Origin of the sequence: Streptomyces sp. A1277, assembly GCF_004795015.1 — a bacterium.
Lineage (GTDB): Bacteria > Actinomycetota > Actinomycetes > Streptomycetales > Streptomycetaceae > Streptomyces.
In genome coordinates, this window is sequence record NZ_SSBI01000034.1 from 1 (window position 1) to 16,002 (window position 16,002).

The window sequence follows — 16,002 nt, forward strand, 5'->3', positions numbered from 1 at the left end:
TGCCGCTGGCCGACTGACCCGGCGCGGGGGTCCCGTACGGCTCCGGCCCCCGCTCCCGGTCAGTCCAGCTCGTGCTCCGGGCCGCCGAAATCGGGGCTCGTGAAGTCCGGGCTGCTGAACGTCGGGCGGGGCGCCGCGGCCGGGCCGCCGTCCGGGCCCGCGAAGTCCGGCCTGCTGTAGCCGATCTTCGGTAGACGGCCGGCCGGACGGTACGGGGCCGGGGCGGCGGGGCCGGCCGCCGGCTCGGCGAGCGCGTCGCGCAGGAAGGGCAGGATGCCCCGCTCCAGCAGGGCCTGCCGCCAGGCTTCCTTGGCCCGGGCCACCTCATCGGGCAGGCCATCGCCGGGCTCCTCGGCCGTCAGGGAGGTCGAGCCGTTGCGCAGCGCGGTGAGGAGGAGGCCGACGGCCGCGACGAAGATGGCGGCCGCGGTGACGGCTGCGAAGAACCAGCCGGCGCCGACCATGGTGGTGGCGAACGCCGGTGGTGGTTCCAGCATCTTCAGGAGGTAGCCGACCAGCAGGAAGATGAGCGCCGCGGTGCCCGCCAGCATGGGCGCGAGGACGGTGACGACGGCACCTATGCCGGCGCTCGCCCCGCCGAGGTCGTCCGGCGCGGTGCCGGGGGCCGCGTCCCGGTCGGCACGGGCCTCGTCGCGGGTCTTCACGTAGTGCTCGTACTCGGTGGCGGCCGTGGCGGTGATCAGGGCGACGGCCGCCAGCGCCATGGTGCGCAGCTGGCCCGCGTTGAGGCGTTCGCCGATGGCGGCCAGCTCCGGTCGTTCATGAGCGTGACGCAGTGCGTCGTCGAGGAGCCGTTCGTACTCGGGCCGGTCCTCGGTCAGCAGGTGCGGAGCGCTGTTCATGTGCATCCCCCGATGCTCCGTCGGGCCTGTGTGCCCGCTCTGGCCGGGCAGTTGGGCGGAAACGGAGGAGAGCCTGCTACTGGTACGCCGATGGTAGAGCGCTCACGGCACGGGGTGACAGAGGGTTTTCGAAAATGGCCCGGTGCTCGGCGTGGTCAGGTCGGGAGTCGTCTTCCCCGGGGAGCGTCAGTCATGCAGGGGCAGTTGGACGACCAGTAGCTTTCCGGCCATGGTCACCCCGCCGTCCATGGCGATGGCGAGCCCGTCCGCGTACACATGGGGGCCGTCGACCTGCGGGCCCGCCCCACCCTCGCCGTCCTCCGAGCCGACCTCGCCGGTCAGATACGGAATGGGGCTGTGGCCATGGACGACGCGCCGGCCGCCGTAGGCCGCCATCAGCTCCTGGACGGCCTGCGGGCCCGACTCGTCGCGGAAGGCGAAACGCTTGGTCAGCTTGCGGAACAGGTCCCAGCACTCGTCGGCGTCGTTGCGCGTGAGAATGGCGTGCACCGTGTCGTTGACGTCCTCGATGGTGGAGCCGTAGTCGAGGTATGCCGTCGTGTCGGAGTGCATCAGCAGGTGGCCGTCCTCCTCGACGACCGCGTCGAGCCGGGACATCCACTGGAGGTGGACGTCCTGGAGGCGCTCCATGTCCGTCTTCTGGCCGCCGTTGAGCAGCCAGGCGGCCTGGAAGGTGGCGGTGCCCGCGCCGGAGTTCACCGGGGTGTCGGCGAACCGCTTGGCGCCGATGAGCAGCAGCTCGTGGTTGCCCATGAGGGCCTTGCAGTAGCCGCCCGCGGCCGCCGCCTCGGCGGAGAGCCGCATGACGAGGTCGATGACGCCGATGCCGTCGGGGCCCCGGTCGGTGAAGTCACCGAGGAACCAGAGCCGCGCGTTGCCCGCGGACCAGTGGCCCTCGGCGTCGATCAGGCCCTGCTCGGCGAGGGCGGCGAGGAGCTCGTCCAGATAGCCGTGGACGTCGCCCACCACGTACAGCGGGCCGAGGCCCGGCTCCTTGACGGGGCGCGGTTCGGGCACGGCCTGCACCTGGGGGGGTTCGTCGAGGCTGATGACGGGAAGGTCGCGTTCCGTCGGCGTGTACCCCTCCGGCGTCTCGCCTTCCGGGAATGCGTTCCCCGGGTGCGGTGAGGCCGGCGGCGCAGGCGACTGCGCATAGGGCGGTACGCGGAAGTCGCGCAACGTCGCCGTCCGCACCACGGGTTCCTGACCGGCCCCCTGTGTCATCGACCCCTCCACCACCGTCGCGCCGCCGTACACCTGACGGGCCCTGCTGGTCGGGTTGGTCCGCGGTGTCGTGCGCCCATCATAGGAATGCGGATCGTGCTCTGTGACGCACCAGGGGTGGTGAATCCTTCCGCATGCCAGGTTCATCGGTCGATTGGTCCCAATTGGGCTGATCAATCCCCTGCCGGGGCGCGCGGCGCACTGACCGTGGTGCGGGGCGGGCGGCGTTGCGAGGACGTCCGGACGATGAGCTCAGTCGGTATCACCCGCTCCACCGGACCGTCCTGGTCGACGCCCTCGATGGCGTCGATGAGCAGCTGGACGACCGCCGTGCCGATTCTGCGCGGCTTCAGCGAGAGCGTCGTGATGGGCGGCTCGGTCGTGGCGTAGACCGTGGATTCGCTGCAGCAGACGAGCAGCAGGTCCTCGGGGACGCGCAGCCCGTAGCGGCGGGCGGCCGCCAGCAGGTCCGTGCCGTTGGGGTCGAAGAGCCCGTAGACGGCGTCGGGGCGGTCCGGGCGGGCCAGCAGCCGGTCGGCTGCCACGGCCCCCGCGCACGGATCGTGTGCCGGGTAGGACTCGTACACCGGGTCCTGCCCCACGCGCTCGCACCAGTGGAGGTAGGCGCTGGTGGACAGCCGGGTGTACGTGTCGGTCGTGGTGCCGGTGAGCAGGCCGATACGGCGGGCCCCGGCGGCGGCGAGGTGGTCGAGGAGGTCGAGCACGGCGGCCCGGTGGTCGTTGTCCACCCAGGCGGTGACCGGGAGCGACCCGGCGGGGCGGCCGTCGGAGACGACGGGCAGTCCCTGGCGGACCAGCTCGGTGACGACCGGGTCCTGGTCGGAGGGGTCGATGACGACGGTGCCGTCGAGCGCGACGTTCGACCAGACGTCGTGGCGCGAGGTGGCCGGGAGGATGACGAGGGCGTAGCCGCGGGCGAGGGCCGCCGATGTGGCCGCTCTCGCCATCTCCGCGAAGTACGCGAATTCGGTGAAGGTGAAAGGTTCATCCCCGTACGTGGTCACGGTCAGGCCGATCAGACCCGACTTGCCGGTACGGAGGGTGCGGGCCGCCGCGGAAGGGCGATAGCCCAGGCGCTCGGCCACCTCGCGGACATGGCGGCGGGTGGCGTCCGGGAGCCTGCCCTTGCCGTTGAGGGCGTCGGACACGGTCGTGATGGAGACGCCGGCGGCGGCGGCCACATCGCGGATTCCCGCACGTCCCTGCCTGCCGCCGCGCCGGGGGGTCTCCGTCCGGCTCACCTGGTGCTTCCCTGCTGCTGTCATGGCGAGCCGATAGTAGGGCTCGGAAGGACACTTGGGCCGGTCGCATATGCACCCATTGACAGGCACGTTTCTGCAAGGTCATTAGACGTCAAATACCTTGTGAAGCAAGGGCGTTGCTGGGTCATACCATCATGTGTCATGCGTCCGGCCGGATCGGCCTGGCGGCGGAGCGATGTCTCGAAGAGGTCTCAACTCACCTCTTCGAGGGACGCGCGCCACGGAGTGAGCCACCGGCGCACGCCATGGCCGGTCGCGCTCCCCCTCATTCCGGGGTCCACCGGACGAATCCACTGTCCACCCGTTCGCAGCAGCGCCCAATCCTCATAAGGTGAGCAGTATTGATGTGAACGGACGGTCGAGGAGGACCTGCGGTGAGCGAGACGAGCCCCAAGCTGCGCGCCGAACTGGACGGCGTTCCCGCCTATGTGCCGGGCAAACCGGCGTCGGCGGACGGACCGGCCGCGTTCAAGCTGTCCTCCAACGAGAACCCGTATCCCCCGCTGCCGGGCGTGATGGAGACGGCACTGGCCGCCGCGGCTCACTTCAACCGGTATCCGGACATGGCCTGCACCGGGCTGATGAACGAGCTGTCCGACCGTTTCGGCGTGCCGCTCTCGCACCTGGCGACCGGCACCGGTTCGGTCGGTGTGGCGCAGCAGCTGCTCCAGGCGACCTCGGGCCCGGGCGACGAGGTGATCTACGCCTGGCGCTCCTTCGAGGCGTACCCGATCATCACGCAGGTCAGCGGCGCGACCTCGGTGAAGGTGCCGCTGACCGACCGTGAGGTGCACGACCTGGACGCGATGGCGGACGCGATCACCGACCGCACGCGCCTGATCTTCGTCTGCAACCCGAACAACCCCACCGGCACCGTGGTGCGCCGGGCCGAGCTGGAACGATTCCTCGACCGGGTGCCGAGCGACGTCCTCGTGGTGCTGGACGAGGCGTACAAGGAGTTCATCCGCGACGCCGAGGTGCCCGACGGCATCGAGATCTACCGGGACCGGCCCAATGTGGCGGTGCTCCGCACGTTCTCCAAGGCGTACGGCCTGGCGGGGCTGCGGGTCGGCTTCGCCGTGGCGCACGAGCCGGTGGCGGCCGCGCTGCGCAAGACGGCGGTGCCGTTCGGGGTCAGCCAGCTCGCCCAGGACGCGGCGGTGGCCTCGCTGCGCGCCGAGGACGAGCTGCTCGGCCGGGTCGGATCGCTGGTGTGCGAGCGGGACCGGGTGCATGAGGCGCTCGTGGGGCAGGGCTGGACGGTGCCCGAGTCCCAGGCGAACTTCGTCTGGCTGCGGCTGGGGGAGCGCACCCTCGACTTCGCGGCGGCCTGCGAGAAGGCCGGTGTGGTGGTCAGGCCGTTCGCGGGCGAGGGCGTGCGCGTCACGATCGGCGAGGACGAGGCGAATGACCTGTTCCTGAAGGTGACGGAGTCGTACCGCAAGGAGCTGTAGCCGGCGCCTGCCGGAGGCCGGGCCCCGTATCTCGTTCGCGAGGTGCGGGGCCCTTCTGCGTGCCGGGAGGGGGCGGGCGCGGACAGGGGCACCCCCCGGGCGAAGGGCCCGAAAGTGTGTGCGCCATAATTGCTTGTGAATGTGAACGCGTTCACAAGCGTGTCCTGCTTCCTCCCGTGATCCGTTGGATTTCACGGACAAATCGCCGGTGCGACGGCGATGACGTAAGGAGAAGACGACGTGGAGCTAGCTCTGGCGCCGGAGACCCTGGCGCGATGGCAGTTCGGTACGACGACCGTCTACCACTTCCTCTTCGTTCCTCTGACGATCTCTCTCGCGGCGCTCACGGCCGGCCTGCAGACCGCCTGGGTGCGGACGAACAAGGAGAAGTACCTCAGGGCGACCAAGTTCTGGGGAAAGCTCTTCCTGATCAACATCGCCATGGGTGTCGTCACCGGCATCGTCCAGGAGTTCCAGTTCGGGATGAACTGGTCCGACTACTCGCGGTTCGTCGGTGACATCTTCGGGGCGCCGCTCGCCTTCGAGGCGCTGATCGCCTTCTTCTTCGAGTCCACCTTCATCGGCCTGTGGATCTTCGGCTGGGACAAGCTCCCGAAGAAGATCCACCTCGCCTGCATATGGCTGGTGTCCATCGGCACCGTCCTCTCCGCCTACTTCATCCTGGCGGCCAACTCCTGGATGCAGCACCCGGTCGGCTACCGCATCAACAAGGAACGCGGACGCGCCGAGCTCACCGACTTCTGGCACGTGCTCACCCAGAACACCGCGCTCGCCCAGTTCTTCCACACCATCACCGCCGCCTTCCTGGTCGGCGGGGCGTTCATGGTCGGCATCGCCGCCTTCCACCTGGCCCGCAAGAAGCACATCCCCGTGATGCGGACCTCGCTGCGGCTGGGGCTGATCACCGTGGTGATCTCCGGCCTCCTCACCGCCGTCAGCGGTGACCAGCTCGGCAAGGTGATGTTCAAGCAGCAGCCGATGAAGATGGCGGCGGCCGAGGCCCTGTGGGACGGGGAGGACGGCGCGCCCTTCTCGATCTTCGCCTACGGAGACGTCAGCAAGGGGCACAACTCCGTCGAGATCTCGATCCCCGGGGTCCTGTCCTTCCTCGCCGACGACGACTTCCACTCGCACGTCCCCGGCATCAACGACATCAACAAGGCGGAGCAGGAGCGCTTCGGGCCCGGCGACTACCGGCCCAACATCCCGGTCGCCTTCTGGAGCTTCCGGTGGATGATCGGCTTCGGCATGGCCTCCTTCGGCCTCGGCATCCTCGGACTGTGGCTGACCCGGAAGAAGTTCATGCTGCCCGAGGCGATGCGCACGGGCGAGGACGAGGTTCCGAACCTGGTCCTCTTCAAGAACAAGGCCCTCAGCCCACGGCTGGCCCGGTGCTACTGGATCGTCGCCCTGTGGACCCTGCTCTTCCCGCTGATCGCCAACTCCTGGGGCTGGATCTTCACCGAGATGGGCCGCCAGCCCTGGGTGGTCTACGGCGTGCTCCAAACCCGCGACGCGGTCTCCCCCGGTGTCTCCCAGGGTGAGGTGCTCACCTCGCTGATCGTCTTCACCGTGCTCTACGCGGTGCTCGCCGTGATCGAGGTGAGGCTCCTCCTGAAGTACATCAAGGCCGGGCCTCCGGAGCTCACGGACGACGACCTGAACCCGCCCACCCGGATCGGCGGCGACCACCAGGACGCCGACCGGCCCATGGCCTTCTCCTACTGAGAGCGCAGGAGCCGAGAGATGGAACTCCACGACGTCTGGTTCGTGCTCATCGCCGTCCTCTGGACCGGCTACTTCTTCCTGGAGGGATTCGACTTCGGGATCGGGGTCCTCACCAAGCTGCTGGCCCGGGACCGCAAGGAACGGCGGGTGCTGATCAACACGATCGGGCCCGTCTGGGACGGCAACGAGGTCTGGCTGCTCAGCGCCGGCGGAGCGACCTTCGCCGCGTTCCCCGAGTGGTACGCCACACTGTTCTCCGGTTTCTACCTACCGCTGCTGATCATCCTGCTCTGCCTGATCGTGCGCGGCGTCGCCTTCGAGTACCGGGCGAAGCGGCCGGAGGAGAAGTGGCAGACCAACTGGGAGCACGCGATCTTCTGGGCCTCGCTGATCCCCGCAGTGCTGTGGGGCGTGGCCTTCGGCAACATCGTGCGCGGCGTGAAGATCGACGCGGACATGGAGTACGTGGGCAACGTCTGGGACCTGCTCAACCCGTACGCGCTCCTCGGCGGCCTGGTCACGCTCTCCCTCTTCACCTTCCACGGCGCGGTGTTCGCCGGGCTGAAGACGGCCGGAGACATCCGGACCAGGGCGCGCAAGCTGGCCCTGAAGCTCGGTGGCGTCGCCGCGGTGCTCGCGCTCGCCTTCCTGATCCGGACCCAGCTCGACAACGGTGACGGCAGCAGCCTGATCGCGATGATCGTCGCCGCGGTGGCGCTGGTCGGTGCGGTCGCGATGATCGCGGCGGGGCGCGAGGGCTGGTCCTTCGCGCTCTCCGGTGTGACCATCGCCGCCGCCGTCGCCATGTTGTTCCTGACGCTCTTCCCGAACGTCATGCCGTCCTCGCTGGACGACGCCTGGAGCCTCACGGTCAGCAACGCCTCGTCCAGCCCGTACACGCTGAAGATCATGACCTGGTGCGCCGGGATCGCCACGCCGGTGGTGCTGCTCTACCAGGGGTGGACGTACTGGGTGTTCCGCAAGCGGATCGGCACACAGCACATCGCCGATGCGCACTGACGCAGTGAGTGTCCTGACCGAGCCGAGCCGCATGGGGTGTTTCACGTGAAACCGATCGACCCGCGTCTGCTCCGCCACGCCCGTGCCACCCGCCTGTTCATGGTGGCCGTGGTGTTTCTCGGCGCGGCCGGGGCGGCGCTGGTCATCGCGCAGGCCATGCTCGTCGCCGAGATCGTGGTGGGCGGCTTCCAGGACGGGCTCACGGCCGGTGGGCTGCGGACCCCGCTCCTCCTGCTCGGCGCGGTCGCGCTCGGCCGGGCCCTGGTCTCCTGGCTCACCGAGCTGGCCGCCCACCGGGCCGGCGCGGCCGTCAAGTCCGAGCTGCGCGGGCGGCTGCTCGACCGGGCGGCGGAGCTGGGCCCGGAGTGGCTGAGCGGGCAGCGCACCGGCTCGCTGGTGACCCTGGCCACCCGGGGGATCGACGCGCTCGACGACTACTTCGCGCGCTATCTTCCGCAGCTCGGGCTCGCGGTGGTGGTGCCGACGGCCGTGCTCGCCAGGGTCGTCACCGAGGACTGGGTCTCGGCGGCGATCATCGTCGTCACCCTGCCGCTCATTCCGCTCTTCATGATCCTCATCGGCTGGGCGACCCAGTCGCGGATGGACCGCCAGTGGCGGCTGCTCTCCGGGCTCTCCGGGCACTTCCTCGACGTGGTGGCCGGGCTGCCGACGCTGAAGGTGTTCGGCCGGGCCAAGGCGCAGGCGGAGTCCATCCGCAGGATCACCTCGCAGTACCGACAGGCCACCCTGCGCACCCTGCGCATCGCCTTCCTGTCGTCCTTCGCCCTGGAACTCCTCGCGACGCTCTCGGTGGCCCTCGTCGCCGTCACCATCGGCATGCGGCTGGTGCACGGCGAGCTCGACCTCTACACCGGTCTGCTGGTCCTCATCCTCGCGCCCGAGGCATATCTGCCGATCCGCCAGGTCGGGGCGCAGTTCCACGCCGCCGCCGAGGGGCTCTCGGCAGCCGAGGAGATCTTCGCCGTCCTGGAGACCGAGCCCCGCGCGAGTGGTACGCAGGAGGTCCCCGGTTCGCTGCGGCTGGAGCTGGAAGGGGTGACCGTCCGGCACGAGGGGCGCGCTGAGCCCTCGCTCGCCACGACCTCGCTGGTGGTGGAGGAGGGGGAGACGGTCGCCCTGGTCGGCCCGAGCGGGATCGGCAAGTCCACCCTGCTGAACGCGGTGCTCGGATTCACGGCCCCCGACGAGGGCCGGGTGCGGGTCGGAGGCACCGATCTGGCGGACATCTCCCTCACCCACTGGCGCGAGCACATCGCCTGGGTGCCGCAGCGCCCGCACCTCTTCGCGGGCACCATCGCGGAGAACGTGCGGCTCGCCCGGCCCGCCGCCGACGACAGCGCGGTGACGTCCGCTCTGCGCGACGCGGGGGCGTACGACTTCGTGCAGAAGCTTCCGGACGGCGACCGCACCCTTCTCGGTGAGGACGGGGCCGGGCTCTCGGCCGGGCAGCGTCAGCGCCTCGCGCTCGCCCGCGCCTTCCTCGCCGACCGCCCGGTGCTGCTGCTGGACGAGCCGACCGCGAGCCTGGACGGCGAGACGGAGGCGGGCATCGTCGAGGCGGTACGGAGGCTCGCCGCCGGCCGCACCGTCCTGCTGGTGGTGCACCGGCCGGCCCTGCTGGCGGTCGCGGACCGGGTGGTGACCCTGACGGCCCCGGCACCCGGGGCGCCGGCCCCGGAGGCATCCGTCGCCGTACCCCGCCCGGCGAACGCGCCCGACGACACCCGGCCGCCCGCCGAACCGGTGCACGAGCCCGAGACACTGCGCGCGACCACCGACCGGCGCGGGCACGTGCTCACCCGGGTCCGGGAGGCAGCGGGTGCACAGCGCGGCCGCCTGATGCTCGCCCTGCTCCTGGGAAGCCTGGCCCTCGGCTCGGCCGTCGGGCTCATGGCGGTCTCCGGCTGGCTGATCTCCCGGGCCTCCGAGCAGCCGCCGGTCCTCTATCTGATGGTCGCGGTGACGGCGACCCGCGCCTTCGGCATCGGGCGGGCGGTCTTCCGCTACGCCGAACGCCTCGTCTCGCACGACGCGGTGCTGAGGATGCTCGCCGATCTGCGCGTCGCCGTGTACCGCAGCCTGGAGCGCATCGCGCCGGGCGGCCTGCGCAGGACCCGGCGCGGGGACCTGCTCTCGCGGCTGGTCGCGGACGTGGACGCGCTCCAGGACTACTGGCTGCGATGGCTGCTGCCCGCCGGGACCGCCGCCCTCGTGGGCGCCGCGACCGTCGGGTTCACCGGCCGGCTGCTCCCCCAGGCGGGCCTGGTGCTGGCCGCGGGCCTGCTGCTGGCCGGGATCGGGGTGCCGCTCGTCAGCGGTGCCTGCGCCCGCCGCGCGGAACGGCGCCTGGCCCCCGCGCGCGCCGACCTGGCCACCCGGATCACCGATCTGCTGGGCGGGACGGCCGAGCTGACCGTCGCGGGCGCCCTCCCGGGACGCTCGGCCAGGACCCGCGCGGCCGACGCCGTCCTCACCCGGATCGCGTCCCGTGCCGCGACCGCGACCGCGCTCGGCGGCGGCCTCACCGCCCTGATCGCCGGCCTCACCGTCGTGGCCGCGGCGCTCGTCTCCCTGCCCGCCGTGGCGGACGGACGGCTCGCCGGTGTGGAACTCGCCGTCGTCGTCCTCACCCCGCTGGCCGCCTTCGAGGCCGTGACCGGGCTGCCGCTCGCCGCCCAGTACCGGCAACGCGTCAAGCGGAGCGCGGAGCGCGTGTACGAGGTGCTGGACGCCCCGGTGCCCGTGCGGGAGCCCGATGCCCCGGCCGCGACGCCGAAGACCCCCTTCCCGCTGGAAGTGCGCGGGCTCTCCGCCCGGTACGCGGGAGCCGGGCACGACGCGCTCGGCCCCGTGGACCTCACGCTGGAGGCGGGCCGCCGCATCGCCGTCGTGGGCCCCTCGGGGTCCGGCAAGACCACGCTCGCCCAGGTCCTGCTCCGCTTCCTGGACGCGCGGGCCGGGACCTACCGGATCGGGGGGGTGGAGGCGTCCGCGCTGGAGGGGGACACCGTCCGGCGGTTCGTCGGACTGTGCGCCCAGGACGCCCACATCTTCGACAGCTCGCTCCGGGAGAACCTGCGGCTCGCCCGCCCCGCCGCGAGCGAGCCGGAACTGCGCGACGCCCTCGCACGGGCCCGTCTGCTCGACTGGGCCGAGGCGCTGCCGGACGGGCTGGACACCCTCGTCGGCGAACACGGCGCCCGCCTCTCCGGCGGCCAGCGCCAGCGGCTCGCCCTGGCCCGTGCCCTGCTCGCCGACTTCCCCGTCCTGGTGCTGGACGAGCCCGCCGAGCACCTCGACCTGCCCACCGCCGACGCCCTGACCGCCGATCTGCTGGCGGCGACCGAGGGGCGTACGACCGTCCTGATCACGCACCGGCTCGCCGGTCTCGAAGCCGTGGACGAGGTGGTGGTCCTGGACGCGGGCGCGATCGTGCAGCGCGGACCGTACGACGTACTCGCGTCGGTGGACGGGCCGCTGCGCCGGATGCTGACGCGGGAACGGGAAAGCGTGCGGGAGCAGGGCGCAGTCGTGGGCGCGCGGTTCTGAGCGAGCCGCGAACCAAGATTCCGACTTTCCCCTACAAATAGGACTAATTACGCTCTGGGTATGTCAGAGCAGGACCGGAACCACGCAGAGCCCCCGAAGGACTCACCCGACGACGTGACGGAAGCGGCTGCGGCGGAGGCGGCGGAAACGACGGAGGTGACCCGCGGCCTGCGGGGCCTGTCCACTGAACTCACCGCCCGAGTGCCGCGCCTGCTGGAAGCCATGCGTTCCGTGGGCACCGGCCTCGAACTGCACTCCACGCTCGACCGGATCTGCGAGACGGCGGCCGAGCTGGCCCACGCCCGCTACGCCGCGATCGGAGTCGTGGACCAGGAGGGCAAGGGACTCTCCGACTTCGTCACCTACGGGGCACCGGAGCCGGTGGCGCACGAGATCGGCCGTCGCCCGGACGGCCACCGGGGGCTGCTCGGCGCCCTCATCCACGACCCGCGCCCGCTGCGGCTCGCCGACCTGACCACCGATCCGAGGTTCGCCGGATTTCCCGCCGGCCACCCCCTGATGCGCACCTTCCTCGGCGTTCCGATCAGGGTCCAGGGCGAGATCTTCGGCAACCTGTACCTGGCCGAGAAGGACGGCGGCGGCGAGTTCAGCGACTACGACCTGCACCTGGTGCGGGTGCTGGCCACCGAGGCCGGGATCGCCATCGGCAACGCCCGGCTCTACGAAGCGGCCCGGCAGCGCGAGCGGTGGATCGACGGTTCGGTCGCCGTGACGACCGCCCTGCTCTCCGGCGGGGACGCCGACGACGCGCTCACGGTCGTCGCCGAGCAGGCCCGCCGCCTCGCGGGCTCCGCCGCCGGCATCGTGCTGCTGCCCGCCGAGGACGGCGGCCTGGAGATCGTCGCCGTCTCGGCGGAGGACCCGACCGACTCCCTCGGGGTGATCATTCCGGCGCAGAGTCCGGTGGTCGGGATGCTCCTGGGCGGCGAGGCGGTCTTTGTGGACGACTCGGCCGCCGACGCCCGCATGATCACCAGGCTGTCGGACCGGTTCGGCCCGAACATGCTGCTCCCCCTGCACAGCGGGGGCCGGGTGCTGGGCGCGCTCGCCACCCCCCGGGCCAGGGGCGGCCGGCCGTTCACCGAGACGGAGCGCACGCTCGCCACCCAGTTCGCCTCGCAGGCCGCGCTGGCCCTGATGATGGCCGAGGCGCAGCGCGACCGGGAACGGCTGGCGGTGTACGAGGACCGCGACCGGATCGCCCGGGACCTGCACGACCTCGTCATTCAGCGGCTGTTCGCGACCGGGATGATGCTGGAGAGCGCTCAGCGGCGCTCGGACGTGCCGGAGGTGCAGACCGGCGTCGGCCGGGCGGTGGACGAGCTGGACGTGACCATCCAGGAGATCCGCACCGCCATCTTCGCGCTCCAGCAGGAGCCGGCCGAGGCGCCGTCCGGGCTGCGCACCCGGGTCCTGCGCGAGATCAACATGGCGGCCGTGCCGCTCGGCTTCAAACCGTCCCACCGCTTCCTGGGGGCGATCGACTCGCTGGTCGGTGAGCTGACGGGCAAGAACCTGATCGCCGCGCTCAGGGAGGCGCTGTCCAACGCCTTCCGGCACGCCGGGGCGGCGCGCATCGAGGTGGTCGTCGACGCGACGGCCACCCTGGACGACGGGCGGGACGCGGTGCGGCTCTCGGTCGCGGACGACGGGGTGGGCATGCCGGAGGGCGGCCGCCGCAGCGGCCTGCGGAACCTGGCCCGCCGGGCCGAGTCGCTGGGCGGGGCGAGCTGGTTCGGACCCGGCATCGGGGAGGGCGGCGGCGGTACGACGGTGGTGTGGCAGGCCCCGCTGTGAACGGGGCGCCACGGGGCCGGGCCGTGGGCCGCCGTCTCGGTGGCCCGGCGGCACGCGCCGTATCAGCGCCCCGCGAGGCTGCGCGCGCGTTCGGCGAGGATGCGCTCGATGACGACGGCCACCCCGTCCTCGTTGTTCGTGACGGTACGGCCGGAGGCGGCGGCCAGGGCGGCCGGGTGGGCGTTGCCCATCGCGTACGAGGAGCCCGCCCAGCTCAGCATCTCCACGTCGTTCGGCATGTCACCGAAGGCGACGACCTCGGAGGCCGAGATACCGCGCTCGGCACAGCACAGCTCCAGCGTGCTGGCCTTGGAGACGCCGGGACCGCTGACCTCGATGAGCGCGGTGGGGCTGGACCGGGTGAAGGACGCCCGTTCCCCGGCGGCGGCCCGGGCCAGCGTGAGGAACTCGTCCGGGGCGAGCTCGCCGTGCTGGGCGAGGAGCTTCAGCACGGGGGCGCCGCCACCCGGCGTCTCTTCCTGGAGCAGCTTCTCGGCGACGGCGACGGTGGCACCGGGGTCGAGGTGGAAGGGCGGGTAGCCGGGCTCGTAGTGGATGCCGGTGGCCAGCTCGACGGCGAAGGACGTGCCGGGCGCGGCGGCACGCAGGGTGTGCACGACGTCGAGGGCCGCCTCGCGCTCCAGGGCCCGGATCTTCAGCAGGCGGCCGCCCGCGTGCAGGTCGGCGACGGCGGCGCCGTTGGCGCAGATGGCCAGCCCGTGACCGTGGACGTGGTCGCTGACGACGTCCATCCAGCGAGCGGGCCGGCCGGTGACGAAGAAGACCTCGACCCCGGCCTCCTCGGCAGCGGCGAGCGCCCGGACCGTACGGTCCGAGACGGTCTTGTCGTCGCGCAGGAGGGTGCCGTCCAGATCCGTGGCGATCAGCCGGGGAGCGACAGGAGCGGACTGTTCGATAGCTGAGGTCACCTGTCCATTCTCGCGTACGAGGGTGCACGGGCGTGCGCAGGGGCGCACATTTGAGTGTGCGCGCCCCTGACCTGGCGAAAATCCCTCTGGCATATGACAAGATCTCCCCGGCGGCCTGTGCGCCACCGCAGAGCCGAGGCGGGCCCTGCGCACGCCCCGGACGAATCCGGCGCCGCGTGCGGGGCAGTCGGACGGAATGGGACGGATCCGGGTCGGCACCTGCTCGTGGACGGACAAGGCACTGGTCGCCAGCGGCTGGTATCCGAAGGGCCGGCGCGACGCGGAGGGCAGGCTGCGCCACTACGCCGAGCAGTTCCCGGTGGCCGAGGTGGACTCCACGTACTACGGGCTGCCCAGCACCCGCAACAGCCTTCTGTGGGCCGACCGCACCCCGGACGGGTTCCGGTTCGATGTGAAGGCGTTCTCCCTGCTCACCGGTCATCCGACGCGCCCCGAGGCGTTGCCGGCCGACCTGCGCCCGGCCCTCGTGGGGCAGCGGGGGCGAGGAGGCGTCGATCCGGGACTGCTCGACGAGGTGTGGGACCGCTACAGCGCGGCCCTCGAACCGCTGCGGGCCTCCGGCCGCCTGGGGACGGTGGTCTTCCAGTTCCCTGCCCGGCTCGTTCCGGGGAGGGCGGCGGTGGAGTTCCTGCGCCGGTGCCGTGACCGGGCCACCGGATGGCCGATGGCCGTGGAATTCCGGCATCCCGGCTGGTGGCGCGGGGAACAGGCCGATGCCACGGCCGCCCTGCTCACAGAGCTGGACACGGCCGCCGTGGCCGTGGACATGGTGCAGACGCTGCCGATGTCCGTACCGCCCGTCGTACGGGTCACCACCCCGGAGCTCGCCCTGGTACGCCTCCACGGCCGCAACAGCGCCTGGGGGACCGGCACCAAGGAGGAGAGGTTCCGCCACGCGTACACACCCGCGGAGCTCGCCGAGTGGGTACCGCGCGTCCGCGCGATGGCCGAGCGGGCCCGGGAGGTCCACGTGCTGTTCAACAACTGCTGCGGCGACGCCGCCGTCCGCGCCGCCCAGGCCATGCGGCACCTGCTCGGCCTCTCGTAGGGTCGCCTCATGCGACTGAGCGCTGTGATTGTGCCGGTCCACCGCTGGCACGCGGGGGGCCCCGAGCGCTGGCGGCGCGCCGAGGAGCTGGGCTTCCACGCCGCCTGCACCTACGACCACCCGTCCTGGCGGCCCTCCCCGAACGCTACGAGGTCTTCCTTCAGTTCGGCACTACGGCGTAGGACCCGTGCGAGATCTGTGACGGGGTTCATGTCGTGCTCCGACGCGCTTCGGCTCTCGTCCGATTCCTCTTCATCAGCAACCGGACCAGCGCCGGTACGCATCGACCCAGTGCGCTCCCGCCGGGGGCGGTTGCGGCAGGGACGGTTCCGCCGAGCCGATGTCCTGCCGGAGCCCATTTCGAACGCAACGGGCGACCATGCGGGAGTCGTTCGTGAGGCGGATCTCGACCACGTTCACCTCGGCACCCAGGACAGTCGTGGTGAACGGAACGTCCAGGTGTTCATCGATGACCGCCAGGAATCCGTTGACGGCCTCGACCTCGTCGTACGTGTCGACGGTCGCCTCTTCGATCAGCACGTCCAGTTCGGCGCCGCTCCTCTTTTCCACGCTGCCAGGTTGGCGAGCCTGTGCGCGCCCGGTCGTCCGTCTTCACGAGACCGCTGGCACGGTTGTGCTTCGCTGCTGGTGTGCGGTCCGGTGCTCGTAAAATCGTCCCCATGCGTCTGAGCACTGTGATTCTGCCGATCCACCGCTGGGCCGAAGGCCGGGAGGTGCGGAAGGGGGCCGAGGAACTCGGCTTCCACGCGGCCTACACCTACGACCACCTGTCGTGGCGGTCGTTCCGGGACGGGCCGTGGTTCGGGGCGATCCCCACGCTGACGGCGGCCGCGGGCGTGACGTCGACCATTCGTTTGGGCACGCTCGTCACCTCGGGCAAGCCTTTTTCACCTATCACGGCCTGAGTCAGGGGCGGCTCACGATGTCCGGCGGTGCCACGTGGGGCCCGCCTACGGCGGCGAAAGCCGCTGATGGCCGCGC

The 16,002-nt window shown here is 71.4% G+C and carries 11 protein-coding genes and 2 pseudogenes; 8 read left to right on the top strand and 5 right to left on the bottom strand.

The annotated features are described in order from the left end of the window. Positions 1–59: 59 nt before the first annotated feature. The 3 genes from E6R18_RS21810 to E6R18_RS21820 all read right to left on the bottom strand — a co-directional run bounded on the left by E6R18_RS21810 (position 60) and on the right by E6R18_RS21820 (position 3,394). Positions 60–869, bottom strand: a complete 810-nt coding sequence (locus tag E6R18_RS21810; protein WP_136318588.1) for a hypothetical protein — start codon at positions 867–869, stop codon at positions 60–62. Between the two features lie 180 nt (positions 870–1,049). Next, positions 1,050–2,108 (bottom strand): metallophosphoesterase, encoded by a 1,059-nt coding sequence (locus tag E6R18_RS21815; RefSeq protein ID WP_136318589.1) that lies wholly within the window; start codon positions 2,106–2,108, stop codon positions 1,050–1,052. 173 nt (positions 2,109–2,281) lie between these two features. After that, complete coding sequence (locus E6R18_RS21820) at positions 2,282–3,394, bottom strand: LacI family DNA-binding transcriptional regulator (RefSeq protein WP_136318590.1); 1,113 nt, start codon at positions 3,392–3,394, stop codon at positions 2,282–2,284. 371 nt (positions 3,395–3,765) lie between these two features. Here E6R18_RS21820 and hisC point away from each other — a divergent pair, with 371 nt between their 5' ends. From hisC to E6R18_RS21845, 5 genes are all read left to right on the top strand, one after another. Continuing rightward, complete coding sequence (hisC, locus tag E6R18_RS21825) at positions 3,766–4,845, top strand: histidinol-phosphate transaminase (protein ID WP_136318591.1); 1,080 nt, start codon at positions 3,766–3,768, stop codon at positions 4,843–4,845. A 240-nt stretch (positions 4,846–5,085) separates the two neighbouring features. Beyond that, positions 5,086–6,594, top strand: coding sequence for a cytochrome ubiquinol oxidase subunit I (locus E6R18_RS21830; protein WP_136318592.1), 1,509 nt, complete (start codon positions 5,086–5,088; stop codon positions 6,592–6,594). Between the two features lie 18 nt (positions 6,595–6,612). Further along, positions 6,613–7,614: a cytochrome d ubiquinol oxidase subunit II gene (gene cydB / locus E6R18_RS21835; protein ID WP_136318593.1), complete on the top strand. Its 1,002-nt coding sequence runs from the start codon at positions 6,613–6,615 to the stop codon at positions 7,612–7,614. A 45-nt stretch (positions 7,615–7,659) separates the two neighbouring features. Beyond that, positions 7,660–11,184, top strand: a complete 3,525-nt coding sequence (gene cydD, locus E6R18_RS21840) for a thiol reductant ABC exporter subunit CydD (RefSeq protein WP_136318594.1) — start codon at positions 7,660–7,662, stop codon at positions 11,182–11,184. A 60-nt stretch (positions 11,185–11,244) separates the two neighbouring features. After that, positions 11,245–13,002, top strand: coding sequence for a GAF domain-containing protein (locus tag E6R18_RS21845; protein ID WP_136318595.1), 1,758 nt, complete (start codon positions 11,245–11,247; stop codon positions 13,000–13,002). Positions 13,003–13,064: 62 nt separating this feature from the next. On the opposite strand, the gene E6R18_RS21850 is transcribed toward E6R18_RS21845, so the two are convergent. Then, a complete protein-coding gene (locus tag E6R18_RS21850) occupies positions 13,065–13,931 on the bottom strand; it encodes a Cof-type HAD-IIB family hydrolase (RefSeq protein WP_136318596.1) in 867 nt (288 codons plus the stop codon). Between the two features lie 196 nt (positions 13,932–14,127). Between E6R18_RS21850 and E6R18_RS21855 the strand changes: the two genes are divergently transcribed. Continuing rightward, positions 14,128–15,000: a DUF72 domain-containing protein gene (locus E6R18_RS21855; RefSeq protein ID WP_136318597.1), complete on the top strand. Its 873-nt coding sequence runs from the start codon at positions 14,128–14,130 to the stop codon at positions 14,998–15,000. 9 nt (positions 15,001–15,009) lie between these two features. Further along, positions 15,010–15,132: pseudogene (locus E6R18_RS34970) on the top strand (LLM class flavin-dependent oxidoreductase); the annotation flags it as partial. A 123-nt stretch (positions 15,133–15,255) separates the two neighbouring features. Here the strand turns inward: E6R18_RS34970 and E6R18_RS21865 are convergent. Continuing rightward, the gene (locus tag E6R18_RS21865) at positions 15,256–15,570 is read right to left on the bottom strand and encodes a hypothetical protein (protein WP_240799815.1); all 315 of its coding nucleotides are present in this window, start codon (positions 15,568–15,570) and stop codon (positions 15,256–15,258) included. 110 nt (positions 15,571–15,680) lie between these two features. Between E6R18_RS21865 and E6R18_RS21870 the strand changes: the two are divergent. Next, positions 15,681–15,896, top strand: a pseudogene (locus E6R18_RS21870) (LLM class flavin-dependent oxidoreductase); the annotation flags it as partial. Between the last annotated feature and the right edge of the window lie 106 nt (positions 15,897–16,002).